Source organism: Arthrobacter sp. TJ-178 (assembly GCF_058269275.1).
Genome location: NZ_JBZCNK010000001.1, coordinates 573334 through 598589 on the forward strand (window position 1 = coordinate 573334; position 25256 = coordinate 598589).

Genomic DNA, 25256 nt, shown 5'->3' on the forward strand with positions numbered 1-25256 from the left:
AGCGTTGTACATTCCCCGGCAAAGGGCGTGTGGCTGTCATTTCCATCATTCGAAGCGGAGCTTCTTCGCTTCCTGACGCTTGTGAGGCATCTGCATGACCACCGCTGATACGAAACCCGGCACCGCACTCCGCGAGCCGCGGTCCGGACTGGGACGATCCATGAGTTCCCGCCAGCTGACCATGATGGGTCTTGGCAGCGCCATTGGTGCCGGACTGTTCCTGGGATCCGGGGTGGGCGTCCAGGCAGCCGGGCCCGCCGTGCTGATTTCCTATCTCGTGGCCGGGGCACTCGTCATTATTGTGATGCAGGCCCTGGGCGAGCTGGCAGCAGCGAACCCCAGCTCGGGTGCATTCTCCGTCTATACGGAAAAGGCCTTTGGAAAGACGGCAGGTTCGGCCGTTGGCTGGCTGTGGTGGTTCCAGCTTGTTGTAGTGATTGCAGCTGAAGCAATCGGCGCTGCCGGCCTGCTCGCCTCGGTCTTCCCCAGCCTGCCGGTCTGGCTGATGGCACTGGCTTTCATCGCCGTCTTCTCCCTCATCAATGTGGCGGGAGTGAAGAACTACGGTGAATTCGAGTTCTGGTTTGCGATCCTCAAGGTCGCTGCCATTATTGCGTTCCTGCTGATTGGAGCCGCCCTGATCTTCGGCTGGCTGCCCAACTCCTCTTCCCCCGGGCTCGGCAATCTTGTGGGGAACGGCGGATTTGCGCCGGCCGGGCTGCCGGGGATCGCGTCGGCCCTCCTTGTGGTGGTCTTTGCCTTCGGCGGCACGGAGATCGTAAGCGTTGCCGCAGCCGAAACCGCTGACCCCGTCCGCAGCGTGGGCAAAGCCATCAAGACCGTTGTGTGGCGGATCCTGGTGTTCTACATCGGCTCGCTTGCTGTCATCGTCACCGTGGTCCCCTGGGATTCCGAAGCGCTCGACTCTCCCTTCGCCGCCGTCCTGGCCATCGCCCGGATCCCGGGAGCGGAGACCGCAATCGTCCTGGTCGCCGCCGTCGCCCTGCTGTCCGCGCTGAACGCCAATCTCTACGGGGCGTCCCGGATGAGTTACTCGCTGGCCGAGCGCGGCGACGCACCCAAGGCGCTGCTGCGGCTCAATAAGGCAAAGGCTCCCGTCCTGGCCGTCCTCGCGTCGGTGGCGGTTGGCGTGGTGTCCACGGTGCTGGAACTCTTCTTCCCGGACCGGGTCCTTCCCACCCTGCTGAACCTGGTCGGATCCACGATCCTTTTGGTGTGGGCTTCGGTTCTTCTGTCCCAGTTTGTGCTCCGCCGCCGGGCCGACCGTTCCGGCCAGGAGCTCAAGCTGAGGATGAGTGCTTTCCCCTATCTGACCGTCGCCGGAATCGTGCTTTTGGCAGCCATTCTGGTGCTGGCCTGCTTCGACTCAGCGGCCAGGACGCAGCTGCTGTCCACCGTAGCCCTCACCGGGTGCATCGCCGTCGTCTGCAAACTGGCGCACACGTCCCGTGCCCGGAAGATGCAAACCCTCAGGAACTAGGCACCGGCTTGCCGGGCCCGCCCTCCCTGCGCGGGCCCGGCAGCCGCCGGCCCAAGCGTTGACTCACAGCCGTGTCCTCCCTAGGCTTGCGGCCAAGCCGGAGCGGCACCCCAGTCCGTCCGCATCCGGCCCTTCCTACGGCTGTCAGAGAGGAACCCATGCCGCTCTACTCCTACCGCTGCCCAAACTGCGTCGATTTTGACGTCCTGTTGGCGATGGGCGACGCCGCCGGTTCCGTTTCCTGCCCTGCCTGCGGAGCGCCTTCCCGCCGGCGGTACACCGCCGCGCATCTTTCCAGCAGTTCCTCCGGTGCCTACCGGCTCATCGAGGCCACGGAACGCTCCGCGGCCGAACCCGCCGTCGTCCGCTCACCAGCAGGCAGCGCCGGCAAAGCCCGCGGCATCACCACCAATCCGCTCCATCGAAAGCTGCCCCGTCCCGACTGATCCGCGCCGCCCTTCCACCCGTATGAGGAGTAGCCATGCCCAAGACCGTCTTTCCCCTTGATTCGTCGAAGAAGTTCGAGGACCAGGAAAAGTTGGGACATAACCGGTGGCACCCCGAGATTCCGCCGGTGGCCGTGCTGAAACCCGGGGAATCCTTCCGCGTGGACTGCCGCGAGTGGTTCGACGGGGCCATCGTCAACGACGATTCAGCCGAGGACATCCTCAACGCGCCCCTGCTCACGGTCCACAAGCTCAGCGGCCCGTTTGCCGTGGAGGGCGCCAAGCCCGGCGACCTGCTGGTGGTGGACATCCTCGATGTTGGACCCATTCCGCAGGAAGACAGCGGCCCGCTGGCCGGCCAGGGCTGGGGCTACACCGGGATCTTCGCGCGTGAAAACGGCGGCGGTTTCCTGACCGAGCAGTTCCCCGACGCTTACAAAGCCATCTGGGATTTCAACGGCCAGACGGCGACGTCCCGCCATGTACCCGCTGTCTCCTTCACCGGCCTGATCCATCCCGGGCTGATGGGGACCGCGCCGTCGGCCGCTCTGCTGGCAAAGTGGAACAAGCGCGAAGGGGACCTGATCGCCACGGACCCGCACCGGGTGCCGCCGCTTGCCCTGCCGCCGGAGGCCGAGCACGCGGTGCTTGGCGCCCTGCCGCGCGACCAGTGGGGCCGCGTCGGAGCCGAGGCCGCGCGCACCGCTCCGCCGAGGGAAAACGGCGGCAACCAGGACATCAAGAACCTCTCCAAGGGCAGCAGGATCTTCTATCCGGTGTTTGTGGACGGAGCCAACCTCTCCGTCGGTGACCTCCACTTTTCCCAGGGCGACGGCGAGATCACCTTCTGCGGCGCCATTGAGATGGGCGGCTTCATCGATCTGCGCGTGGACATCATTAAAGACGGGATGGACACCTATGGAGTGCAGGAGAACGCGATCTTCATGCCGGGAAACGTGGAGCCCCAGTTCAGCGAATGGATTGCGTTCTCCGGCACCTCGGTGACGCTCGACGGCGAGCAGCGCTACCTCGACTCGCACCTGTCCTACCAGCGGGCGTGCCTGCACGCTATCGATTACCTGACCAAGTTCGGCTACAGCCCGGAGCAGGCCTATCTGCTGCTCGGCGCCGCACCGATCGAGGGGCGGCTTTCAGGTGTCGTGGACATTCCGAACTCATGCTCCACCGTCTACATCCCGACGTCGATCTTTGATTTCGATGTGCGGCCCTCAGCCTCCGGTCCGTTCCAGATCGATCCCGGCATCGGCGCGCCGCGGGCCAGCAGCCGGTAAGGAACCTCCCAGTCCGAGGTTCCGGCACCAGGACTGCACGGCCGCGTTCCACATCTCGGGAGCGGCGTTCCACTCCAGTGTGTGATGGGCGCCTTCAAATTCCACGAGTTCCGCACTCCGGCTTTGCCGGGACGCGAATGCCCGGGAGAGCTCCACAGGTACGGAGCGGTCCTGAGTGCCATGGAAGATTAGTGTCGGAATATTCGAGGGCTTATCCAGACGAGTTCCGGGCATGTCCTGCCACCGGAGCACCGGCTCCCCCGGCGGACGAACCAGGTTGACGGTGTGCGGCAGCCAGCGTGCCAGGAATCCGGGGCAGCCTGCACGCCGCAGCTGCGCTGCAATGATCCCGGGCCAGTCCAGCGCCGGTGATATCAGGAGGACACCCGACGTGCTTTCCGCCGGGTGCTGCTCAACTGTGCGCAGCACGATGGACGCGCCCAGGGACCAGCCCGCAAACAGGATCCTGCGGGCACCGTGGTCCAGTGCGTAGCGTCGCGCGGCTTCAATGTCCTTCCATTCGCTGGCGCCCAGATGGCTGCGGCCCGGCGCCGGCGACAGGTCCAGCGACGTGCGGTACGCAGGCAGCAGCGAGGTGTAGCCCAGGGCGGCGAAGGCCGCCACGCCGCGCAGACACTGGCTGCGGGAACTGCCCAGCCCATGGACATGAATGACCCACACATCTGTGCTTCCCGACGACGACGGCGGCGGCGGAATAACCCAGGCCGGAAGCCCCTGAATCAACGTGTCCTCAGCGGCAATTCCGAAATCGGCCGGGGTTTCACCCAGATGGCCGCTGAGCCGGCCCGATCCGTCCCGAACAATTCGTGCGGCGTTCCCCCTCTCGACCATCCGCCGCGCCACTCGGCCGACAGCGGGCGGGCCGAGTACAACCAACTCACCGCCGGAGGCGGCACGCATGCTCAACCGCCCGGGATGTGCACCGAATCCACTGGGATCAAAGTCCAGATACTCCTGCTCACCGCTCGTCCCATGTCCGCGGATCGCCACCAGCTTCCGGCCGGGACCTGCATCAGTGGCTTTGGCCCGGATTATCGAACCTGCCGCTGCGGGAAGGCAAACGGCACCAAGGACGACGGCCAGAACGGCCAGAGGCGGCCGCGTCATCAGACGGACCGCCCCTGTTTCAGGCACAGCGCCTCGGCCTCATCCACAACGCTCCGATGCGCGGCCGACAGCTGCCTGCCGCGGTTCTCGGCGAGGTCCATCCAGTCATGGATTTCGATCACCAGGCGGTGAATCGTATCAGCGGTACCCCGCGTGCTTTTGCGGCTCCGGGCAGTGACGGTCCGGGCGGTGGTTCCCACCAGGCTGACGGCGGGCGTCTGAGCCACGGTGCCAAGCCAGATTTGCGTCAGCTGCGGCTCAAGCTCCCTGATCCTGCGCCGGACGCTGAGATCACTGAAGATCCGGCATATCGGGGCGACCGCCAGGCCCGCGCAGAGCAGCACCACGGTCGCCGGGTTGGACACGTCATACACGGATCCGACAGCCTGCCTGAGCTCCTCGTTGCCGCTCACCTTTGCCCCGTCCATAATCAGCACCGAAATGGACAAGACGATTCCGGCGACACAACCAAGGGCAATAATTCGAAATCCTACCCGGAAGCGTTTGCGCCTCATTTTCGGCACATTCCGCCAACAGGTGATGAGCGTTCCAACCATCGCCGCCAGGATATAAAGGTACTGAATTCCGGAGTAGACGGCGGCTGCCGGCTGGTGACCGTAGTCCAGCATGAAAGAGGCCGACGGATAGGGATCATCAATGAAATAGAAGCTCACTCCCATAATGACAACTGCGGCCACAGCAGTACGCCGTATCCGCATCTCATCCCTGCTGCTAAACGCGTCACCGGGCCTTGCCCCGCGGGCAATCGCCCGGGACAGGTAATAGACGCCGAAGACCAGCAGGACGTTGGCCGCCAGGTCCAGCCCGTTGGGCCAGGGCAATTCATGTGCTGCCCCGAGGTATATCCCGTCAATGTCGGTGGTCAGTGACGCGGCGATGATTATGGCTGCCTTCAGCATGGTGTTGTCCGGCCGGGATCCGGCCCGAAGGGCCAGCGTCAGCACAAGCAGCCACATGCACAGGGCGGCTATGAGGGCATTCACTCGAAGTACATCTCATAGCGGCAGATTTCACGGCTGGATTCGCGGATTGCTGCAGCCAACAGGTCGGCAAGATGTTCTGCCGCAGCTTCCAGGTCGGAGCGGAAGTCACCGCGTGCCAGGGCTTTGGCCACCATCTCACCGGAGAGTTCCCGGAAAACACTGACTCCCTGCCAGGTTGCCTCCTGGTATTCGTCATGCCGGAGAATCATGTGCGAGAGTTCGTGCAGAATCATCTGCTGGCGGTGCAGCTTTCCCCGGGCCGCAGAGTGGTAGACAACGTCCGTATGTTCACGCGGAATCCAGAGACCGCAAATAGTCTTTCCGGAGAGGTTTTCACTCTGAACAATCTTGATGGGGCGTCCGCGAAGTTCTTCGATGTGACCGATGAGGGATTCCAAAGTTACATGAGCGGGCAATTGAAGGCCGCTAAACGCAGCTCCGGCCGTTTCTCGCACATCTTTCTCCATGGGTTCCTCAGTAATCCGAATATTCAAGGTCTACGGTAAAAGTGTAGTTCCGCACTTGTTCCAATGCTTTACTTTCACATATGGAAGAAACACCGGGACAGCGCAGCGAACCGCATGAAGGCGGTGTGGCGGAACGTTTGAACTGGCTTCGTGCCGCCGTCCTTGGTGCGAATGACGGAATTGTGTCGACGGCGGCAACCGTGGTGGGCGTCGCCGGTGTTACGAACACCCTCGCTCCCATCCTGGTGGCAGGGACAGCCGCGGTTGTTGGCGGTTCGGTGTCGATGGCGCTCGGGGAATACGTCTCGGTCAGCAGCCAGCGCGACAGCCAAGAGGCATTGATTGAAAAGGAACGCCAGGAGCTGCGGGAAGACCCCGAGGGGGAACTGCTTGAGCTGGCCGGCCTCTATGAGCAGAAGGGGCTCTCTCCGGCGACTGCCCGCCTGGTTGCGGACGAATTGACCGACCATGACGCCCTCGCAGCGCACCTCGCCGTGGAGCTGAACATCGATGAACTCGAAGTGGTCAACCCGTGGCATGCAGCGTTCGCGTCAGCCGGTGCGTTTGCGGCCGGGGCCGTTCTGCCGCTGCTGGCCATCCTCCTCATGCCGGCGGGAATCCGTATTCCCGTGACGTTCATCGCGGTCCTTGCGGCCCTTGCCATCACAGGTGCCGTCAGTGCGCGGGTGGGTGGCAGCTCCCGTCGCCGGGCCGTGGCCCGCCTCGTCATCGGGGGCGCGCTGGCGATGGCTTTCACCTATCTGGTGGGAACGCTGCTGGGAACCACCGGCATCGCCTAGCCGAGAGAATGAACAAGCAACTCTGGGTGAGGCCAGGCACGGGAGATGGATCTCACGGCGCCCCGTCCCCTGAAGTCAACGCAGCACTTACCACGGCATCCGCGGCTTGCAGTCCCACGTCGGCTGCCGTCTCCGTGTCCGCCCCGCGGAGGAGCATTCCCAGCACTCCGGTGTAAACCAGCACCAGCTGCCCTGCCAAAGCATCCGCATTGTCGGCACCGGCCACCGGGACTGCCAGTTCCCTCAGCCGCGCCTCCAGCAGGTCCGTGTCACTGGACAAGGCGTCGTCCAGGGCCTGCCCGGGACGCGGCGACTCGGCCGCCACCCCGAGAAAGGCGCACCACCGGGCAGCCGTCACGCGGGCCCGATAGTGCTTCAGGGCTGGAAAGACGGCCAGCAGCCGCTCCCTGGGCGTGGATGCGGCGGCTATCTCCTGCTGCCATGCCTCATCCCAGCGCTCCAAACGCCGCTGCAGGGCCTGAACAATAAGCCCTTCCTTGTTGCCAAAGTGTGCATAAAGGGTGGCCGGTGCAACATTGGCACGTCTAAGAATCTCATCCACCGGCGTAGCGGCGACTCCCTGTGTGAAGGCGAGCTCTTCCGCTGCATCAAGCAGACGCTGGCGGGGGCCGGGTTGTGCAGTCATCTTCCAATGCTATAACGTTCGTTTCAATGAAACGATCGTTACAGCCTCTCCAACAGCAGGCAGGTCCGATGTTCACGGTCGGCGCCGCAGCCCTGATCGCGGCCACGTACGGTCTGGCCCGCCTCGGGTACGGGCTCTTCCTTCCTGTCTTTTCGACGGCATTCACCCTGACGCCCCTGGCGGGAGGATTGCTCGCCTCCGGGACCTCTGTGCTGTACTGCGCATCTGCCGCCCTCGGCTTCCGCTACGCACCGGCAAGACCCCGGCCCGTGGTCCTTCTGGCCGGAATGACGGCCACGCTGGGCAGCGCGGGAATCGCCGTCGCGCCGGACGCCGGCCTGTTTGTTGGAGCAGTTCTGCTGGCAGGCATGGGCGCAGGTTTCGCCTCGCCCGGGCTGGTGGAACTGGTGCAGCGCAACATCAGGAGTGCCGAGCAGGATCGGGTCCAATCTGTGGTGAACTCCGGCACCGGGTTTGGAGTCATTGCCGCCGGCATCCTCGCCCTGGCAGTGGGTCAGATGTCCTGGCGTCTGGCCTGGTGGTTCATTGCGCTGCTCGCACTGACGTCAATGGTCACGGTGCTTCGTGCAGACACCTCCCGGGACCGGTCCGGCCCGGCTGCTGAGCCCGCCCCGGACCGGGCGGTGCGGCTCGGGGGCAGCATAGGCGGCCTGCGCCATCCAGCAGCGGCTGCCTTTGTCTTCGGGATCGGCTGCGCCGCCGTGTGGGTGCACGGCCGCGCCCTCCTTGAAGAACGCGGCGGCCTGGCCACCGGTGAGTCCGCGGCTGTCTGGATTGCCCTGGGATTCGGTGGAGCCGCCGCCGTCTTCACCGCCCCGTGGCTGGCGAGGCACCCCCTCCGGGTTACCTGGCCGGCAACCGTTATTGCGGCGGCTTTCGCAACCGCCCTGTTTGCCCTGGCTCCGCAGAACCTCGTTGCCGGCTTTGCTGCAGCCGCCCTGTTTGGGCTTTCCTATACGGCGGCAACATCCGTCCTCATTATCTGGGCCGCACAGGTATCGCCGAGCAGCGCTGCAGGGACGTCCGTCCTGTTCACGAGTCTCGTTTTGGGGCAGTCCGCCGGATCAGCGGTGACCGGTGCGCTGATCCAACCGGCGGGTTACGGCACAGCATTTCTTCTTGCCGCCGGCGTGTGCGCCGCGAGCGTTCTGGGGCGCAGGCCGCAGGAGCCGCAGGCCCGAGCACGCTAAGGGGCAAGAGGATTCCCGCCCCTTAGCGTGCGCTCCGAATCACCGTTCGGCGCGCGTCCGCGCCGGGTCTCCGGAGGTTACTTCTGTGCCGCCCAGGCGGCGTAGCTGCCGTCCAGTTCGACGACGTCGTACCCGGCGCGGCGCAGGCCGCTGGCCGCCACGGAATTCCGTACGCCGCTCTGGCAGTAGGTCACGATGGTCCCGCTCTCCGGAAGTTCGTCCAGGTGCCACAGCACGCGGCCGCCGCTGAGCTGGTGCGAGCCCGGAATGTGTCCGGCCGCGTGCTCGGTGCGGTTCCGGACATCCAGCACCATCGCGGCGTCAAAGTCCGGAAGGTCGGACGGCTGGACCAGCGGCGGGGTGAAGGCCGGCAGCCCGTCGAGGCTGGTGACGTATCCGGCCACGTTGTCGATACCCACGCGGACCAGATGGTCCCACAGTTCCTGCGCCTGATCCTGGCTCCCGGCCAGCAGCACCAGCGGGGACTGGTCCTTCTCGGGATCCACCACCCAGGCGCCGAAACTGGCGACAGACTTTCCGGCGGGGATGTTCAGCGCCCCGGCGACGGTGCCCTCGTGGACACGGGTGTTGGGGCGGGTGTCCACGAAGATGGCGCGGTCAGCGGCGAGATCACGGACGACGTCGTCCGTGGCCAGTTCCTGCAGCGGTGCCCGCTCGCCCATGACGGCCGGGCCCTGCCGGTTTTCGCGCTTCATGCGGCCAAAGTAGGCGTGCGCGTCGGGCTGACCGTCCAGCAGTTCGTCAATGAAGCCCTGCTCGTCGTTGGCCTCAAGGTACGGGCCCCACCAGGCGAAGCGGCGTTCGTAGCCGACGGTGGAGGACGGGATGGCACCCAGCGCCTTGCCGCAGGCACTGCCGGCGCCGTGGCCGGGGTGAACCTGGACATAGTCGGGCAGGGTCAGGAACTTGTCCCGCAGGCTGGCGAACAGCTGCTGGGCACCAACGAAACGGGTGTCGACGCCGCCGGCTGCTTCGTCCAGCAGGTCCGGGCGGCCGAGGTCGCCGGAGAAGATGAAGTCGCCGGAGAGCAGGTAGCCCGGGGAGTCACTGAAGGCACCGTCGGTGATCAGGAAGGACAGGTGCTCCGGGGTGTGGCCGGGGGTGTGCAGCGCCTGGACCGTAATGTTGCCGAGCTTGACGGTATCCAGGTCATGCAGGCGTTTGCCGTCGAAATCGTACTGCCAGTCGGGTCCGCCTTCACCGGACACGTAGATGGCGGCACCGGTGGCCGCGGCCAGTTCCCGGGTTCCGGAGAGGAAGTCGGCGTGGATGTGGGTTTCGGTGACGGCCACGATCTTCATGCCGTTGGCGGCGGCGAGATCCAGGTAGCCGGCAATGTCGCGGCGGGCGTCGACGACGATCGCCTCGCCCTTGGCCTGGCAGCCGATCAGGTAGCTGGCCTGGGACAGGTCTTCGTCATAGATGCGTTCGATAAGCATGGGTTTCTCCTTCTGTGGGAATGGGAGGTTGGAACTGGTGCCCGGAGGGGCGGGAGTGGTGGGTCAGCCCGTGACGGTGCTGACAATGACCCAGGCCGCGACCAGGAAGATGAGGATCGCGAAGGCCAGGCGGACCTGCTTGTCCCTGAGCCTGCGGGCCAGCCGGGCTGCAGTGAGGGATCCGGCGACGGCGGGAACCGCGAATGCCAGGGTGGTGGACCAGTCAATGCTGAATCCGGAGGCGTGAGCGCTGAATCCGGCGGCGGAGTTGATGACGATGATGGCCAGCGAAGAACCAACTGCCTGCTTCATGCGCAGCCCGAGGAAAAGCGTCAGTGCCGGAGTAATCAGGAAGCCGCCGCCTACCCCCAGCAGCCCGGTGAGGAATCCAACGAGCAGACCGACGGCGATTGCCTTGGGCGCGCAGGTCCGGAAGGACCTCGAGGGCCCGGTACTGCAGGACCCGTCGCTCTCCCTGGCGCCGGAGAGCATCCGGATTCCGGCGATGACCATGATCGCTGCAAAGGCCAGCATCAGCAGGTCCGGGTCCAGGCGGCTGCCCACTGCGGCGCCGCCCCAGGATGACGGAATGCCTGCTGCACCCACGAGGGCGACCACCGGCCAGTTCACCGAGCCGCGGATCCGCGGGATCAGTGCAGCCAGCGAGGATACCCCCACCACCAGCAGAGAGGTGGGGATCGCCTCCGCAGGGCTGAGGCCCACGCCGTAGACCAGCGCCGGAACAGCGATGATGGAGCCGCCGCCGCCGACCACGCCGAGGACAATCCCGACGACCAGGCCCAGCAGAAGGGCAACAATCACGACGCCGCTGCCTCCGGGGATTTGGCGGCTGCGGACGGCAGGCTGGCGAGGACATCGTCACGGGTGGGCTCAACGGCGGCCTTGTTCCACGGCATGACCGAAAGTGCCTTGCCCATGGCGCAGGTGTTGGTTGCCGCAGAGAAGGTCAGCCCGGCGCCAATGATGCCGGCCAAGGTCCGGACCTTCGGCGAGACGAAGCGGCCGCCGGTCAGGCCGGTCAGCACCAGGGATCCGGCGACCATGCGTACTTGGCGTTCCAGGTCCCAGCGCTCCTTGCCGCGGACAACTTTGCCGCCGGCTGCCGCGTAACCCGGCACTCCCCCGGTGAGGACGGTGGCGGTGTCGAGGCCCGCTGCGCCGAGACGCTGGCGGGCCTGCTCGGCGCGGACACCCGACTGGCAAACCAGCACAGTGCGGCCGCCGAGGCGCGTGGCCACGGAATCGGCGTTGTCCTTCAGCAGCGGAAGCGGAATGTTGACCGAGCCGGCAATGTGCAGGGATTCGAACTCTGCTGCGGAGCGGACGTCCAGCACTATCAGGTCCGGATCTTCTCGCTGCCAGGCCTGCAGGGTCTCCGCATCAAGGGCGGTGACGGCGGATGCGGGGGTTGCGGAGCCGGTAGATGAAGGTGTTGCGGAAGCCATGGGGTCCTCTCGGGACGGGGAAGGTGAATACCCCACCCAGTATTGCCGATACCCCCGGGGGTAGTCAAAACACCCATGGGGGTATAAACTGGGGGCTCGCCTAACTTCGGAGAAATTCCATGGAACTTGATGCAACTGAGCTCACCCCGGTCATCAACCGGCTCAAGCGGGCACAGGGCCAGCTGAGTGCTGTCACCCGCATGCTGGAGGAAGGCCGCGACTGCAAGGACGTTGTCACGCAGCTGGCCGCCGTTTCCAAGGCGCTGGACCGGGCAGGCTTCCTCATCATTGCCACCGGCCTTCAGCAGTGCCTGACCCAGGAGGACAACACCATGGACAAGAAGGAGCTGGAGCAGCTTTTCCTGTCCCTGGCGTAGTTCCGGCAGGGGAGCAGCCGTCCACTGTTACGGGCAGTCCGCCAAGCACCGGACCGGGCCAGGCACCGACGGTCCCACCGGCCCAGCCCCCGCAACGTCCCAAATCAGCGCTGGAGACGACGCCGCGAGAGGCTATGGATGCGGTGATGAACGGGGACATCACCAGGGCAGAATACTGCGCCCGGGACACCTTCCTTACGTCCGGCGACACCCAAATGTGTTATTTCTACAACAACCCGGAACAGCAATGGCCGGCGGATTATGAGGAGCTTTCCTGGCAGGACAGCCCCACCCGGTTTACCTTTACGTATGACCAGGCCTACGCGGCCTGGCAGCAGGGCACGCCGTATTACATTGCGTTCTGCCTCAACTACGAGCCGGTTACGCCGGGCGGGGTGTCCCAGTGCGAAGGCATCCAAGCGGGAACCGTGGACGGATACACGGGCGAATACATCGGCCCCTAGGAGGAGAGCGCCTGCTGCCGGCGGGCGACTCTATCCCTTCCCGCGTCGGCCTTTGTGTCCCGGGCGGCCCGGGTTGGCGTCCTTGCGGAACACCTGCACCACAGCCGGCCGGGGAACCCTAGCTTCACCGAATGCCGGCGCACCGCCGTCGGCCACATAGTCCGGGAAATAGGAGTTGTGGGCCCCGTAGGTTCCGTCCTCTCCCGGGTGCTGCACCGCCACGAACACCATGGATTCTTCATCGTGGATTACCGGGCCGCAGGTTTCGGCGTCCCGCGGCACTGACAGGAACTGCTCCACTTTGCCCCGCTCGCGCCCGGTCAGGCCCACCTTGAACAGTCCGTCGTTGAAGCCGATGCCCGAAGGTGCGCCGTCCGTGGAAATCCACAGGTTTCCGGCGGAGTCAAAGGCCACATTGTCCGGGCAGGACAGAGGACTGACCTTGTCCTGCGGATAACCGCCGAAGTAGGTTGCATCGCCCTGGGCCGGGTCTCCGCACACCAGCAGAAGGTTCCAGCTGAAGCTGGTTCCGGCGGCGTCGGAACGGTTCTCGGTGATTTCCACGATGTGCCCGTCCCGGTTTTCCCGCCGCGGGTTTGCCTCGTCTGCCGGAGCGTTGGCACCGACGCCGCGGTTGGAGTTGTTGGTGCAGGCAACGTAGACCCGCCCCGTGGCGGGATTCGGCTGCACGTCCTCGCACCGGTCCATCTTGGTGGCACCGGCCTTGTCCGCTGCAAGCCGCGTATAAACGAGCACCTGCTGCACAGTCATCCCGGCAACAGCGGATTTGCCGCCCACCACCAGCGGCAGCCACTTTCCGCCGCCGTCGAATGCTCCGTCCGACGGGACCTTTCCGGAACCGTCGATCTCGGTGACCGGAGAATTCCCGGAGAACTGCGCCACATACAGGTCTCCCTCTGTCAGCAGAGTCATGTTGTGGCGCCGGTCGTTCTTCCGGTACTTGTTCTTGGAGACGAACTTGTAGAGGTAGTCGAAGCGCTCGTCATCACCCATGTAGGCCACGGCCTTGCCGTTATTGGCGATGATGACGTTGGCTCCCTCATGCTTGAGCCGTCCCATGCTGGTGTGCTTGCGGGGCGTGGACTTCGGATCCTCCGGATCCACCTCCACAATGTAGCCGAACCGGTTGGGCTCGTTGCGGGTGCCGGAGGTGCGGGCATCAAACCGCGGATCCTCTTTTTCCCAGCCCATGGCGGTGGCTGCATTCCCAAGTCCGTAGCGGCGTTCCTCGGTGCTGGTGCCCTCGGTACGGAAAAAACCGTTGAAGTTCTCTTCACCCGAAAGCACAGTGCCCCAGGGAGTGCTGCCCCCTGAACAATTGCCCAGGGTCCCGGCAACATACCGGCCGCGCGGATCTGCTGCTGTCTTCAAAAGCTCGGATCCGGCAGCGGGGCCGGTGAGTTCAAATACGGTGTCCAGGGTGATGCGCCGGTTCAGCCTGCCGCCGCGGATGTAGGACCAGGGGGTGCCGGCGCATTTGCGTTCCAGCTCCACCACCGACATTCCAACGGCATTGCGGAAGATGTTGCGCCGTTCCGCTTCCTCGGCCGCGGAGGCCGGTGCGGCCGGGAACATGAGCTCGGGGTTCACGTACTCGTGGTTGCAGACGAGGAGTCCCTTTTTGCCGTTGGGCTGGCGCAGTATCTCAAGATAGTCGTTGTTGTAGCCGAACTGGCGGGCCTGCGCGGAAGCGCTCTGGCCGGCGAAATTGAACTCCGGGGAATCGGCGAACAGCGGGTCCCCCCACCGCAGCAGCGGCTCCCAGCCGTAACCTTCGGGCACGTCAAAGCTGTCCACCGCCGCATCCACCGGGGCAATGGGAGCAAAGGCCAGACGTTTCTTGGCGGCATTGCCGCCGCCCTGCCCGGAGGGTCCGGCTATGGCAGGCGATGCACCGCCCATGGCCACCACCGCGGCGCTCAGGACTCCGGCGGCACCCAGGCCCAGCGCGGCGCGGCGGGAGAATTCCGTTGAAACGATATCCCGAAAATAACTGTTGGATGAGGTGTTGCAGACCGCTTTGCTGCAGGCGTTGTCACACTTCAGCGCACAGGTAACAGCGCTGCGCTTGCCGCGGGTATGGCCGAGCATGGGGAGCAGCCGTCTCTTAGCCGCGGTGCCCGCCGGCTGCGGGTTATCGCTCGCCGCGGGTTCCATAGCGGACGGCTGTGTATTGAGCAGGTCGGTCAAGGGTCGGGCCTTTCCTCCGGCGGATGTGTCGCTGCCCACCGTGGCAGTGCAAGACAACGCACAGGGAACTCCGGGTTGAACGACGAGTGAACAAACCGGCCTGCGCGGGCAACGGAGCAGCTTCCGTGGAAATACCCGCCTAGAGGAAGAGTTTGAACCCCACATGGGACGGCGTGAAGCCCAGCCGTTCATAGAACCGGTGCGCGGCGCCGCGGGACTTGTCACTTGTCAGCTGGACCATCGAAGTTCCGCGCCGTCGGCCCTCTTCTGCCGCCCATGTCATCATGGCCGAGCCCAACCCGTTTCCGCGCAGCCGCGCGTCAACACGGACGGCCTCCACGTGCAGCCGGGTTGCCCCGGCACGAGCCAGTCCGGGGATGACGGTCAGCTGCATCGTGGCAACCACCTTGTCCTGCTCGTCGACTCCAACCACCAGCAGCTGTGCGGGGTCGGCGTCGATCCGCCGGAAGGCCTCCATATATGCACCGCGCCGGTCGGGATCCGCGGAGTCGATCTCCCGCCGAAGCTCGTCCGCAGCCAGCAGTTCAACTATCGGCCCGACGTCGGCGGCAGTTGCCCGCCGCAGGCGAAAGATCTGTCCGGTCAGGGTGAAGGTAGCCAGGGTCATGGGTCGATCCTTGCACGCGTGCGGTGCCGCCGCGGGTGCTGCTTCGACCGGCAGCGCCGCGGGACTCAGCCGGGAGACTCCGCCGGCCGCAGCCGGCGCAGCACGCCCGTCTGCTGCAGCAGGGAAAACCGGTCCGGCACACCCCAGTGTTCAATAATGCGCCCGCCTTCCACGGCGGCAATGTCGATGACAGTCAGCTCGACCGCCCTGCCGCTCGGCGGCCCAAAGAAGGGCCCGGTGTTGGTGCCGCGCCCGTAAAACCGCACCCACGCGGTGTGGTCCCGGGTGGCCCAGTCCTGCAGTTCATAGGTCAGGTCCGGCATGGCCTCGTGAACCTGGCGGATGGCCTCCTTGACGCCTGCGAGCGCCTCGGCACCGCGCCCCTCCAGGCCAAACTGGTGCTCTATCAGGTCCGGAGCGCACAGCTCGTCCACGATCCCGGTGTCACCGGTGGCAAATCCCTCAAAGAGAATCCGCCGCAGGCCGCCCACGCTCTCCGGCAGGGTGGTGTCTTCCATATCTGCATCCTCATCACTCAGGGTGCAGCCGCTGGGACGCACCGCGAAAGTGTCTCAGCCATTGCGGATCGGCCCCACCAGGGATCTGCGGGTTGAGGCAGTGAACACCTTGACCATAAGTCCGGCGGCCGGCGCTGGGAAGAGCCGCGGGATTAGCCGTCGGCAGGACTCCGTGCCGGCCGGGGGTTACTTGCGCGCAGCGCGGATCCCGTCCGCGATGGTCGTTCCCGGGTGCTGAGCCCGGTACTCCTTCACCCGTGCCGGATCCACGTCGGAGGTGCTGTTGTCCGTTCCCAACCGTCCAAGGATGCTCGGGGCAAAAGCACCCAGCACCAGGCCCAGGGCCGTCAGGCCGAGCCCGAGGAACAGCCTGTCCGCAAAGATCCACACGGCCAGCCCGGCAGCTGCCAGCACGCACGTTGATGCGGGACGTACGTACTTCATGCTGTCCCGTCCCCACTCATCAGCCGCCCGTACACGCGTTCCAGGCGGTCCAGCCACCACTGCCGGCGTTCGGGAGCCGCAGCGTGGCGCTCGAGCATGTCCTCGTCGACCAGCACGTCACGAACCGCCAGGGCACCGCCGTCGGGCACCATGGGTTCTTCGGCGACATCCCCCGCCATCAGCGAAAGCGTGCCCAGCCCGCACGCATACGGCAGCTTAGGCAGGGAGGCGGCCAGCGCCACACCCGCCCGAATTCCCACAGAGGTGTCCAGGGCAGAACTGACGACGGCGGGCAGCCCGGCCGCGGCAACGATCTTCAGCGCCCGGCGCACCCCGCCCAGCGGAGCCACCTTGACCACAATCAGGTCCGCCGCATCCTCGCGGGCCACGCGCAGCGGATCGGTTTCCTTGCGCACGCTCTCGTCGGCAGCAATCAGCACCGGGATTCCGCGGCGCTGCAGTTCCAGCCGCACCTCCCGGAGCCCGGAAATCTCCGGGACCGGCTGCTCCGCGTATTCCAGGCCGGCTTCGGCCAGGGATTCCAGGGCGGCGACGGCGGTGGGCACGTCCCAGCCGCCGTTGGCGTCCACCCGGATGCCGGCATCGGGCAGCAGCCGGCGGACCTCGGCCACCCGGGCCAGGTCCTCGGCCACGGACTGGCCGCGCTCGGCCACCTTCACTTTCACAGCGCTCACCGCGCCGAACCGGGCGAGGACGCTTTCCACCTGCTCCACGCCCACCGCCGGAACGGTGCCGTTGACCGGAACGGAGGTGCGGACCGGATCCGGATACCCCTCACCCGCAGCCTCCAGGGCTGCCGCGAGCCACGGCGCGGCTTCGGCGTCGTCGTATTCGGGGAACGGCGAGAACTCGCCCCAGCCGGCCGGGCCGGGAACCAGCAGGGCCTCGCGGTGCAGGATCCCGCGGAACTTCACGCGCATGGGCACCGAAACCACGCGGGCGTCTGCAAGCAGGGCGGACAGGTCCGGACGGTATCCGGAGACGGGGGTCAAATCTGGGATAGCCACCCCGCCAGCCTAGCCCCGGCGCGCATCCCGTGCCTCCCGGCACCGGTTGCGGCCGGCATTCAGACAAGTGCCAAGATGCAGTGGCAGACTAGTAGGCAATGAATACCCGTGATCTTCTGAACAAACGCGCTCCGGTCCGGCGCGCACCCGCCTCCAACCCCGCCGTGTTCCTGTTCGGGGCTCTGCTGTGCGCTGCTGCGGTGGCGGTGACCTACTGGGCGTTTGTCCGCACCACCACCGGCCAGCTGGCCGATGAATCGGCCTGGCGCGAAGCCGAAGGAGCAATGCCCGGAACAAAGCTTCCGGTGCTGCAGTTTTTGGACAACCTGCCGCTGCTGTCCCTCTTCATCGCCGGAGCGGTGGTGCTGGCCGTCACCATAAAACGACGCCGGCTGGCACCGGCAGTGATCGCGCTGGGCACGTTTACAGCGGCCAACGTCAGCAGCCAGCTGCTCAAACGGTTCTTCTTTGACCGCCCGGACCGCGGTGTGGTCACTCTGGATTTCAATTCGCTGCCCTCGGGCCACACCACGCTGGCAGCCTCCGCGGCAGCCGTGGTCTTCCTGCTCGCCTCGCCCCGCTGGCGGCCTGCCGTTGCGGCCGCCGGCGGCAGCTACGCCGTACTGGCCGGAGCGGCCACCTTCATCAACCTCTGGCACCGTCCCGCCGACGTCGTGGCCTCCTTCCTGGTGGTGGGCACCTGGACACTCATCGGCGGTTTGGTCATGCTGCGGGTCACGCCCGACTGGAACTACTGGCCGCCCGGCGGCCGGGGCCGGGGCACGGCTCCGGTATTCGCGGCCGTGTGCTGGATTCCCGGACTGCTGGCCCTTGTGATCAGTGTGGGCTGTTACCTCTACGCCACAGAGAGCATGACGATGCTGGGCAGCAGCGAGGCGATGCTGCTGTACTTCTGGTCCGGACTGGGCCTGATCATCGGAGTGGGATACGTGCTCAGCGCGCTGGCCTGCTGGCTGTTCTCTATGCAGGCGGGAGATCAGAACCGCTGACCGGCTGCGCCCCGGACCCGCCCGTGCGCCCATACCCCGGCCTGCCCTTCGGAACCCATTTCCACAGCGCTGCAGCTCCCAGCAGTCCAAGGACGGCAGTGGCTCCGATACCCGCCGAGAGACTCACCAGGGCGGTGACGGCGGAGAGCAGTGCCGGGCCGGCCATGGTGCCGCTGTCCGCCAGCAGGCGCCAGATGCCCAGGAACTGCGGGCGGCCCGGTGAGGGCGAGAAGTCCGCGCCCAGCGTCATGACGATTCCGGATCCGATCCCGTTGCCGAAACCCAGGATCAGGGACACCAGCAGCAACCCGGTGGAATTGGTGGCCAGCGGCATCAAGCCCAGGCCCGCGGCCATGGTCAGCATGCAGGGTACGGCCACCCAGCGCCGGCCCCACAGATCCATGACCTTGCCGGCGGGATAAAAGATCAGCATGTCGATTGCCCCGGAGACCCCGTAGATCAGGGCGGTCTGGGTGGGGTCCAGGCCGATGTGCTGGGCCCAGAGCGGAATCACGGCCTGCCGGGAGGCCCGGACGGCGGCGATCAGCAGGATGCCCAGGCCCAGGGTCCGGAACACGGTGCCGTGGCTGCGCAGCACGGAACGCACGGTGGGTGCGGGAAACGCAGGATCGCCGGCACCGCGGCGGCTCTTCCCGGCACGTCCAGGGTCCGCGCCGCCGGGACGGCCCGGAGATCCGGGACCGGCCGCCACAGGTACGCGCAGCTCCGGCACCTGCAGGCTGATGATTCCGGCCAGCAGGGCCGCCGCGGTGCCTACCCAGTACGCGCCGGAAGTGCCGGAAAAATGGATGACGGCGGCGGCGGCGAACGGTCCGGCGAAAACGCCGATGCGGTTGACTCCGCCCAGGGTGGACAGCGCCCGGGCCCGGTAGTCCAGCGGAACGGCCTCGGTCAGGTAGCTCTGCCGGGCCAGTCCGAACACTGAGCCGGCCATGCCCACCATGAAGACGGCCAGCGCAAAGATCCACAGCACCGGCGCCAGCGCAGCAGTGGCCATGGCCGCCGCGCACCAGACCGAGGCAATCACCAGCGCCCATTTCTCCCCGAACCGGGTGGTGAGCACGGTGGCGGGCACATTGGTGAGCAGGGAACCGATTCCGGTCAGCGTGATGACCAGCGCGGCCAGCGCCACGGAGGCGCCGAGATCCCGGGCGGTCAGGGCAATCACCGGCAGGATGGCGCCGGTGGCCAGGCCGTACAGGAGGGTGGGCCCGAATGCCGGCAGTGCTATGGATTTGAGGCTGAAGGAATCGGCAGGCACCGGTTCAGGCTACCGCTTTACTGCTTCAGCCATTTCCAGCGGGCGAGCGTCCGCAGCCGCATCAGCAGGGAGCGGGACTGCTCCGGGCCGTACGGCAGGATGGGAATGGCCTTGGTCATGTCCACGGAGGCCTGGTCCATGGCGCTGCGGGTGACGGCGACGGCGGTGCGCATCTTGTTCATCTGCGTGGTCACGAAATCAACGGTCACGGGTTCACCGTGCCCGGGCACGAACAGTGTGTAAAGGTCCTCCAAGGCCGTCATTTTCCCCAGCGTGCGGATCCAGTCCTTGGGGAAGGAATCCTCAAAGGACGGATCGGCTCCCTGTTCCACGAGGTCTCCGGTGAACAGCACGTCCCCGGCACCAACGAGCAGGTCATGGTCGGTGTGCCCGCGGCCCAGGTGGAAAAGCGTCACGGAGATGCCGCCGAGGTCCAGGTCCACCGGAGCCCCGTCCACCAGGCGGTTGGGGGCCAGAATTTCCGTGTACGTGCCCTCACCGGCAGCCATCTCCGCTTCAACGTCGGCGACGGCGGGGCGCTGGGATTCGCCGTGTTCCCGGATCGCCTCGGCGCAGCGGCTCGTGGCCCAGATGTCCTGCACACCGTTGGCCGCCAGCACGGCGTTGCCGAAGAAATGGTCAAAGTGCGCATGGGTGTTCACAGCGATCAGCGGCAGGTCCGTGCGTTCCCGCACCGCGGTGAGGATGGCGCAGCCCTGCCGGGGACCGGCACCGGTGTCAATGATCAGCGCCTGCTCGTCGCCGATGACGAGGCCGGTGTTCATGCCGAAGCCGGGATTGGAAAGCACCAGCACCCGCGGAGCCACCTCCTGCCACTGCGCGGTTGCCTGCCGGGATGCGTCCGTCATGGGTCCGTCCTTTGTGGGTCCGTGAACTGCCCGGGGCGTTGGGCGCACCGGCGGAAGTCTCTAGTTCCAACTGCTGGTTCCAAGGTATCGCGGCCGCGGCGGCCGGACCACGAAGGCCTGCAAATGTTGCGGGACGTCGTGGTCCGGCCCGAGGCGCTGCGCCGTCAGAGGTCCGCGAGGACGCTGCCCGGGTTCTCGATGGCATCGGCCACGTAGCGCAGGAACCCGCCGGCTGTCCCGCCGTCGCAGATCCGGTGGTCGAAGACCAGGGTCAGTTCGGTCATTTTCCGCACCATGAGCGCTCCGTCCACGACCCAGGGCTTGTCGATGATCCGGCCGATCCCGAGGATGGCGGATTCCGGATAGTTGATGATGGCGGCGCTGCCGTCCACGCCGAACACCCCGTAGTTGTTCAGGGTGAAGGTGCCCGAGGTCAGCTCCGCCGGGGTGGCTTTGCCGTCCCGGGCGGAGGCGGTGAGGCGCCGGATCTCCGCGTCCAGCTGGCGCGCGTTCATGGTGTCCGCCCTGCGGATGGAGGGAACCACCAGCCCGCGGTCGGTCTGTGCCGCAAAGCCCAGGTTGACGCCCTCATAGGCGGTGATGCTTGCACCGCCGTCGCCGGTGTTTTCGGAAGCGGGATCGAAGCGGGCATTGAGCTCGGGGAACTTCGCCAGCCCGGCCAGCACAAAGCGGGCCAGGAAGGCCATCAGCCCGGGAGTGCTGTCCGGATGCCGGCGCTTGAGATCAGCGCGCAGTTCCAGCAGGGCGGTGGCATCGACATCCACCCACACGGTGGCCTCGGGGATATTGGCACGGCTGGCGGTGAGGTTGGCGGCGACCGTTTTGCGCAGTCCCTTGACCGGCGTCCGTGATGCCACGGCCAGGCCGGTGCGCGGATCCTCACCGGCAGCGCTGACGGCCGTGACTGCTGTATCGCCGGGACCGTTACCGGTCAGGGCGGCTTCCACGTCACTGCGCAGGATCAGGCCGTTGGCGCCGGAGCCGTGCAGGTCGGCCAGCCGGATCCCGCTCTCGCGGGCGAGTTTCCGCACCAAAGGAGAGATGCAGCGGGGAGCTTCGACCGGACGGGCCGATGCCAAGACCGGTGCCAAAACGGGGGCCGCTACCGGTACCAATACGGGAGCCGGGGCAGGAGCCGGTACGGGAAGTGTTCCCGTCCTTTCATTGCGCGGGCGGCGGGTCCGGCGGGCCACAGCATGACCGCCGGGTGTGCCGTAACCGATCAGCACGTTGCCGGATCCGGCTTTCTCTTCCTGCCGGTACGCTTCCCCGTCGGGGTCGCTGGCACCGGGTGGAGCAGGTGCAGATGGCGCGGCCGGAACTTCGGGAGCAACGGGCGGCGGCGCCTGGTCGGCGGCACCGGAGGGTGAGACGCTGATCAGGGGACGGCCGACGTCGAGCGTCTGTCCCGCTTCTCCGTGCAGCTGCGCCACGGTGCCGGCAAAAGGTGAGGGAACCTCCACCAGGGACTTGGCAGTTTCCACCTCGGCCACCGGCTGGTCCACGCGGATCTCATCGCCCACGGCCACCAGCCACGTGACCAGCTCGGCTTCGGTCAGGCCCTCGCCGAGATCCGGCAGCAGGAAGGTGCGCGTGCTCATCGGTCCTCCCACTGCAGTTCGTCAACGGTGTCCAGGATCCGGTCCACGCTGGGCAGGAACCAGTGCTCCAGCTTGGGGGCCGGATACGGAATATCAAACCCGGTGACGCGCAGTACCGGCGCGGCCAGGGAGTGGAAACAGCGTTCCTGCACACGGGCCACGATTTCCGAGGCCACGGAAGCGAATCCGGGGGCTTCGGAGATGACCACGGCGCGCCCGGTGCGGCGGACCGAGGCAGTGACGGTTTCATCGTCGAACGGCACGATGGAGCGCAGGTCAATCACTTCCAGCGACCGGCCCTCCGCCGCGGCGGCTTCGGCGGCTGCCAGGGCGGTGGACACCGAGGGTCCGTAGGCAATCAGTGTGGCGTCGGTGCCGGAGCGGGCTACAGCGGCGGTGCCGATGCCGCCGGGAAGCCGGCCGCCGTCGTCGTGCGCCGCAATGTCCCCCGTGCCGTCCGCTGAGACATCCCCCGCGTCGAACCGGCTGCGCAGCGCGGCCAGGTCCACGTCCTCCTTGGTCCAGTACAGCTTTTTGGGTTCCAGGAACACCACCGGGTCATTGAGCCGGATGGCTTCGCGCAGCAGCGTGTAGGCATCGGAGACGGTGGCCGGAGCCACCACGGTCAGGCCCGGGGTGTGGGCGTAGTAGGACTCGGAGGAGTCGCAGTGGTGCTCCACTCCCCCGATGCCGCCGGCGTACGGAATGCGGATCACCATCGGCAGGCGGACCCGGCCGCGGGTGCGGTTGGCCGTTTTCGCCACATGGCTGACCACCTGCTCAAAAGCCGGAAAGGCGAAGGCATCGAACTGCATTTCGACCACGGGCCGCAGCCCGTTCATGGCCATGCCCACAGCCATGCCCATGATGCCGGATTCGGCCAGCGGGGTGTCGAAGCAGCGGTCCGCACCGAAGCGGGCGGTCAGCCCGTCCGTGATGCGGAAGACGCCGCCGAGCGGACCCACGTCCTCGCCGAACATGACGACGGCGGGGTTGGCGGCCATTTCATCGGCCAGTGCGGTGTTCAGGGCCTTGGCGAACGTGAGCGATTCCGGCGCGGCCGGATGCGGCGCGGCCGGTGCTTCAAGGGTGTCAGTGACGGTCATGGGGCTGCCTTTCAGGCCTGGCGCGAGAGTTCGTCGCGCAGCAGGTTTGCCTGCTCCGTGAGCTGCGGGGTGCGGCGGGTGTAGACGTGGGCAAAAAGTTCCTGCGGGTCCGGTTCCACCTCGGCGTTCAGTCCGTCGCGGATGGCGGAGGCAACGGCCTCGGCGTCGGCTGCGAAGCCGGCTTCGGCGTCGTCGTCCAGCAGATTCAGACCGCGCAGGTAGGTGCTCAGGCGGGTGATCGGATCCCGCGGCACCCACGCCTGGACGGCTTCCTGCGTGCGGTAGCGCGTGGCGTCGTCGGCATTGGTATGCGCCTGCATGCGGTACGTGTGCGCCTCGACCAGCGACGGTCCGGACCCTTCGCGCGCCCGGTCCACGGCCGCACCGAGGACGGAGAGCAGGGCGGCCAGATCATTGCCGTCCACCCGCTCGCCCGGCATGCCGTAACCGATGGCCTTATGCGCGAGCGACGGCGCCACGGACTGGTTCTTCAGCGGCACGGAGATGGCGTACTCGTTGTTCTGCACAAAGAAGACCACCGGAACGTGGAACACGGCGGCGAAGTTCAGCGCCTCGTGGAAGTCCCCTTCGCTGGTGGCTCCGTCCCCGCACATGGCCAGGACCACGGTGTCCTCGCCCTTGAGCTTGGCGGCGTGGGCCACCCCCACGGCGTGCAGCAGCTGCGTTGCCAGGGGTGTGGCCTGCGGCGCGGTGTGGTGCTCATAGGGGTCGTAGCCGGAGTGCCAGTCACCGCGCAGCAGCGTCAGGACCTGCAGCGGCTCCACGCCGCGGGCAATCACGGACACGGTGTCCCGGTAGGTGGGGAAGAGCCAGTCCTGTGTCCCGAGGACGACGGCGGCTGCCACCTGGCAGGCTTCCTGTCCGTGAGAGGACGGGTAGACGGCCAGCCGGCCCTGCCGGACGAGGGCATTGGCCTGGTCATTGATGCGGCGGCCGAGCACCAGCCGGGCGTAGGCACTGAGCAGGGAGTCGCCGTCGGGCAGCGGATAGCGGTCATCGTGGCGGTGGACCCCGTCCGGGTCCACCAGCTGCACGGGAGAATCCGAGGGCAGCAGGTCCGAATAGGGGCCGGTGCCGGCGGCGCCGGTGCGCGGTGCGTTCCGGCGGCGGTCTTCAATGGCGCCGGGGGGCGGATTGCCCGTGGAAATAGTCATTGTGCCTCCGTCAGCCGCACTTCCACTGCGTCTTCGCCGTGGATGTTCTGTTATCCCAGTATGCTGACGGCCCGTATTCGTATCCACATGAGACTAAAAACGTGGATGATTGCCGCCGTAAGGGCTAAGCTTATGGACGAAATGTAACGTGTGAGCTGGATTACCCGAAGGACGTAGACACTATGGCACGGGACACAACGGATCAGGCTGCTCCGCCGCTGGATGACATTGACCGCGCCATCCTGGCCGAGCTCACCGGAAACGGCAGGGCCTCGGTGACCGCCGTGGCGGAGGCCGTCCACATCTCCCGCGCCCACGCCTACTCCCGCATCGCGAAGCTAACTGAAACCGGCGTGCTGAGCCGGTTCACCGCCGTCGTCGATCCGGTGAAGGCGGGCCTGCGCTCCTCCGCCTACGTGACGCTGAAGGTGCGCCAGCATTCCTGGCGGGAGCTGCGCGAACAGCTTCGGGCCATACCCGAAATCCATCACATTGCGCTGGTGGGAGGCTCCTTCGACGTCATTCTTTTGGTGCGGGCCGAGGACAACGTCCATCTGCGCCAGGTCATCTTCGACCAGCTGCAGTCCATGCCCGGCGTCCTGGACACGCAGACGTTCCTGGTGTTCGAGGATTTGGACGCGAGGTAGCCCCACCATCTGATTCCCTGCGGATTCAACCCGCCCGAGACACAGCAGCGGCCCGCCGCCGGGAATTCCGGTGACGGGCCGCAACTGTGTGCAGGGGCTTTATTCGTCGTGCCCCTGGTCCATGCTCATCTGGTCCTCGGCGGGAGGGGTCTCTCCCGGGGGAACTCCCCCGCCGGGCTCCAGCCCGGTGATGTTTCCCGCCTCGGGATCGGGATTGGCGTGTTCGCCCTTCACCGTGCTGGAAACATTGTTGCCGCCGCCCTCATGGTTGGCGTCACTCAGCTTCTTGCCGGCATCCTTGGGCTTGTCGGGATTGGCCGGGTCATTGTTCGGATCGTAGCTGTCCGTCATCTGTGCCTCCATCTCTCCGTCACTGCCTATGCCTCCGAAGCGTTCCGGAAAAACATCAGCATGCTGATCATTAACTTCCAACCTAGTCTCCTCCGGGTCCCGG

27 protein-coding genes are annotated in these 25256 nt (G+C 66.3%); 9 read left to right on the forward strand and 18 right to left on the reverse strand.

Annotation, left to right across the window (positions count from 1 at the left end; translation table 11 throughout):
• Nucleotides 1-94 precede the first annotated feature (94 nt).
• The 3 genes from AC4D2Q_RS02680 (at nucleotide 95) to fmdA (ending at nucleotide 3239) form a co-directional block, all read left to right on the forward strand.
• Nucleotides 95-1501 carry an amino acid permease gene (locus AC4D2Q_RS02680; RefSeq protein ID WP_490944720.1) on the forward strand — a complete coding sequence of 469 codons (1407 nt, stop codon included), beginning with the start codon at nucleotides 95-97 and terminating at the stop codon, nucleotides 1499-1501.
• A 158-nt stretch (nucleotides 1502-1659) separates the two neighbouring features.
• Nucleotides 1660-1947, forward strand: coding sequence for an FmdB family zinc ribbon protein (locus AC4D2Q_RS02685; protein ID WP_490944722.1), 288 nt, complete (start codon nucleotides 1660-1662; stop codon nucleotides 1945-1947).
• Between the two features lie 35 nt (nucleotides 1948-1982).
• Nucleotides 1983-3239, forward strand: a complete 1257-nt coding sequence (fmdA, locus tag AC4D2Q_RS02690; RefSeq protein WP_490944724.1) for a formamidase — start codon at nucleotides 1983-1985, stop codon at nucleotides 3237-3239.
• Here fmdA and AC4D2Q_RS02695 read toward each other — a convergent pair.
• From AC4D2Q_RS02695 to AC4D2Q_RS02705, 3 genes are read right to left on the reverse strand one after another with little or no spacing between them, the layout of a single operon-like run.
• The gene (locus tag AC4D2Q_RS02695; RefSeq protein WP_490944727.1) at nucleotides 3177-4367 is read right to left on the reverse strand and encodes an alpha/beta hydrolase family protein; all 1191 of its coding nucleotides are present in this window, start codon (nucleotides 4365-4367) and stop codon (nucleotides 3177-3179) included. The two genes, fmdA and AC4D2Q_RS02695, sit on opposite strands and share 63 nt — an antisense overlap.
• Entirely contained in the window at nucleotides 4367-5371 is a 1005-nt protein-coding gene (locus AC4D2Q_RS02700; RefSeq protein WP_490944730.1) for a hypothetical protein, read from the reverse strand. The genes AC4D2Q_RS02695 and AC4D2Q_RS02700 overlap by 1 nt, the downstream gene beginning before the upstream one ends.
• Nucleotides 5368-5769, reverse strand: coding sequence for a hypothetical protein (locus tag AC4D2Q_RS02705; RefSeq protein ID WP_490944732.1), 402 nt, complete (start codon nucleotides 5767-5769; stop codon nucleotides 5368-5370). Before AC4D2Q_RS02705 ends, AC4D2Q_RS02700 begins: the two co-directional genes overlap by 4 nt.
• 149 nt (nucleotides 5770-5918) lie before the next feature.
• On the opposite strand from AC4D2Q_RS02705, the gene AC4D2Q_RS02710 reads away from it, so the two are divergent.
• Nucleotides 5919-6638 carry a VIT1/CCC1 transporter family protein gene (locus AC4D2Q_RS02710; protein WP_490944734.1) on the forward strand — a complete coding sequence of 240 codons (720 nt, stop codon included), beginning with the start codon at nucleotides 5919-5921 and terminating at the stop codon, nucleotides 6636-6638.
• A 52-nt stretch (nucleotides 6639-6690) separates the two neighbouring features.
• Here the strand turns inward: AC4D2Q_RS02710 and AC4D2Q_RS02715 are convergent, their stop codons facing one another.
• Nucleotides 6691-7284, reverse strand: a complete 594-nt coding sequence (locus AC4D2Q_RS02715; RefSeq protein WP_490944736.1) for a TetR/AcrR family transcriptional regulator — start codon at nucleotides 7282-7284, stop codon at nucleotides 6691-6693.
• A 68-nt stretch (nucleotides 7285-7352) separates the two neighbouring features.
• On the opposite strand from AC4D2Q_RS02715, the gene AC4D2Q_RS02720 reads away from it, so the two are divergent.
• The gene (locus AC4D2Q_RS02720) at nucleotides 7353-8495 is read left to right on the forward strand and encodes an MFS transporter (RefSeq protein WP_490944737.1); all 1143 of its coding nucleotides are present in this window, start codon (nucleotides 7353-7355) and stop codon (nucleotides 8493-8495) included.
• 77 nt (nucleotides 8496-8572) lie between these two features.
• Here the strand turns inward: AC4D2Q_RS02720 and AC4D2Q_RS02725 are convergent, their stop codons facing one another.
• The 3 genes from AC4D2Q_RS02725 to AC4D2Q_RS02735 form a co-directional block, all read right to left on the reverse strand.
• Complete coding sequence (locus AC4D2Q_RS02725) at nucleotides 8573-9955, reverse strand: MBL fold metallo-hydrolase (protein ID WP_490944739.1); 1383 nt, start codon at nucleotides 9953-9955, stop codon at nucleotides 8573-8575.
• 63 nt (nucleotides 9956-10018) lie between these two features.
• The gene (locus AC4D2Q_RS02730; RefSeq protein ID WP_490944740.1) at nucleotides 10019-10777 is read right to left on the reverse strand and encodes a sulfite exporter TauE/SafE family protein; all 759 of its coding nucleotides are present in this window, start codon (nucleotides 10775-10777) and stop codon (nucleotides 10019-10021) included.
• On the reverse strand, nucleotides 10774-11421 hold the full coding sequence (locus tag AC4D2Q_RS02735; protein ID WP_490944741.1) for a rhodanese-like domain-containing protein: 648 nt from the start codon (nucleotides 11419-11421) through the stop codon (nucleotides 10774-10776). The genes AC4D2Q_RS02730 and AC4D2Q_RS02735 overlap by 4 nt, the downstream gene beginning before the upstream one ends.
• Before the next feature lie 119 nt (nucleotides 11422-11540).
• Here AC4D2Q_RS02735 and AC4D2Q_RS02740 point away from each other — a divergent pair, with 119 nt between their 5' ends.
• Nucleotides 11541-11798, forward strand: a complete 258-nt coding sequence (locus AC4D2Q_RS02740) for a metal-sensitive transcriptional regulator (protein ID WP_490944743.1) — start codon at nucleotides 11541-11543, stop codon at nucleotides 11796-11798.
• 146 nt (nucleotides 11799-11944) lie between these two features.
• The gene (locus AC4D2Q_RS02745) at nucleotides 11945-12262 is read left to right on the forward strand and encodes a hypothetical protein (RefSeq protein ID WP_490944745.1); all 318 of its coding nucleotides are present in this window, start codon (nucleotides 11945-11947) and stop codon (nucleotides 12260-12262) included.
• 30 nt (nucleotides 12263-12292) lie between these two features.
• Here the strand turns inward: AC4D2Q_RS02745 and AC4D2Q_RS02750 are convergent, their stop codons facing one another.
• The 5 genes from AC4D2Q_RS02750 to AC4D2Q_RS02770 form a co-directional block, all read right to left on the reverse strand.
• Nucleotides 12293-14440, reverse strand: coding sequence for a PhoX family protein (locus AC4D2Q_RS02750; protein WP_490944747.1), 2148 nt, complete (start codon nucleotides 14438-14440; stop codon nucleotides 12293-12295).
• Nucleotides 14441-14612: 172 nt separating this feature from the next.
• Nucleotides 14613-15101, reverse strand: coding sequence for a GNAT family N-acetyltransferase (locus tag AC4D2Q_RS02755; protein WP_490944749.1), 489 nt, complete (start codon nucleotides 15099-15101; stop codon nucleotides 14613-14615).
• A gap of 65 nt (nucleotides 15102-15166) precedes the next feature.
• Nucleotides 15167-15619 (reverse strand): ester cyclase, encoded by a 453-nt coding sequence (locus tag AC4D2Q_RS02760; RefSeq protein ID WP_490944751.1) that lies wholly within the window; start codon nucleotides 15617-15619, stop codon nucleotides 15167-15169.
• Between the two features lie 186 nt (nucleotides 15620-15805).
• A complete protein-coding gene (locus AC4D2Q_RS02765; RefSeq protein ID WP_490944755.1) occupies nucleotides 15806-16063 on the reverse strand; it encodes a hypothetical protein in 258 nt (85 codons plus the stop codon).
• Nucleotides 16060-17004 (reverse strand): o-succinylbenzoate synthase, encoded by a 945-nt coding sequence (locus AC4D2Q_RS02770; RefSeq protein WP_490945696.1) that lies wholly within the window; start codon nucleotides 17002-17004, stop codon nucleotides 16060-16062. Before AC4D2Q_RS02770 ends, AC4D2Q_RS02765 begins: the two co-directional genes overlap by 4 nt.
• 185 nt (nucleotides 17005-17189) lie before the next feature.
• On the opposite strand from AC4D2Q_RS02770, the gene AC4D2Q_RS02775 reads away from it, so the two are divergent.
• The gene (locus AC4D2Q_RS02775) at nucleotides 17190-18101 is read left to right on the forward strand and encodes a phosphatase PAP2 family protein (protein ID WP_490944757.1); all 912 of its coding nucleotides are present in this window, start codon (nucleotides 17190-17192) and stop codon (nucleotides 18099-18101) included.
• Here AC4D2Q_RS02775 and AC4D2Q_RS02780 read toward each other — a convergent pair.
• The 5 genes from AC4D2Q_RS02780 to pdhA all read right to left on the reverse strand — a co-directional run bounded on the left by AC4D2Q_RS02780 (nucleotide 18073) and on the right by pdhA (nucleotide 24155).
• Entirely contained in the window at nucleotides 18073-19383 is a 1311-nt protein-coding gene (locus AC4D2Q_RS02780; protein ID WP_490944759.1) for an MFS transporter, read from the reverse strand. The two genes, AC4D2Q_RS02775 and AC4D2Q_RS02780, sit on opposite strands and share 29 nt — an antisense overlap.
• A 17-nt stretch (nucleotides 19384-19400) precedes the next feature.
• Nucleotides 19401-20252 carry an MBL fold metallo-hydrolase gene (locus tag AC4D2Q_RS02785; protein ID WP_490926331.1) on the reverse strand — a complete coding sequence of 284 codons (852 nt, stop codon included), beginning with the start codon at nucleotides 20250-20252 and terminating at the stop codon, nucleotides 19401-19403.
• Between the two features lie 164 nt (nucleotides 20253-20416).
• The gene (locus tag AC4D2Q_RS02790) at nucleotides 20417-21874 is read right to left on the reverse strand and encodes a dihydrolipoamide acetyltransferase family protein (RefSeq protein WP_490944761.1); all 1458 of its coding nucleotides are present in this window, start codon (nucleotides 21872-21874) and stop codon (nucleotides 20417-20419) included.
• Entirely contained in the window at nucleotides 21871-22980 is a 1110-nt protein-coding gene (locus AC4D2Q_RS02795) for an alpha-ketoacid dehydrogenase subunit beta (protein ID WP_490926329.1), read from the reverse strand. The genes AC4D2Q_RS02790 and AC4D2Q_RS02795 overlap by 4 nt, the downstream gene beginning before the upstream one ends.
• Nucleotides 22981-22991: 11 nt before the next feature.
• Nucleotides 22992-24155: a pyruvate dehydrogenase (acetyl-transferring) E1 component subunit alpha gene (gene pdhA, locus AC4D2Q_RS02800; RefSeq protein ID WP_490944764.1), complete on the reverse strand. Its 1164-nt coding sequence runs from the start codon at nucleotides 24153-24155 to the stop codon at nucleotides 22992-22994.
• 182 nt (nucleotides 24156-24337) lie between these two features.
• Here pdhA and AC4D2Q_RS02805 point away from each other — a divergent pair, with 182 nt between their 5' ends.
• Nucleotides 24338-24802, forward strand: a complete 465-nt coding sequence (locus AC4D2Q_RS02805; protein ID WP_490944766.1) for an Lrp/AsnC family transcriptional regulator — start codon at nucleotides 24338-24340, stop codon at nucleotides 24800-24802.
• A gap of 99 nt (nucleotides 24803-24901) precedes the next feature.
• Here AC4D2Q_RS02805 and AC4D2Q_RS02810 read toward each other — a convergent pair whose 3' ends face one another.
• Entirely contained in the window at nucleotides 24902-25153 is a 252-nt protein-coding gene (locus AC4D2Q_RS02810) for a DUF6480 family protein (protein WP_490945697.1), read from the reverse strand.
• Nucleotides 25154-25256: the final 103 nt, after the last annotated feature.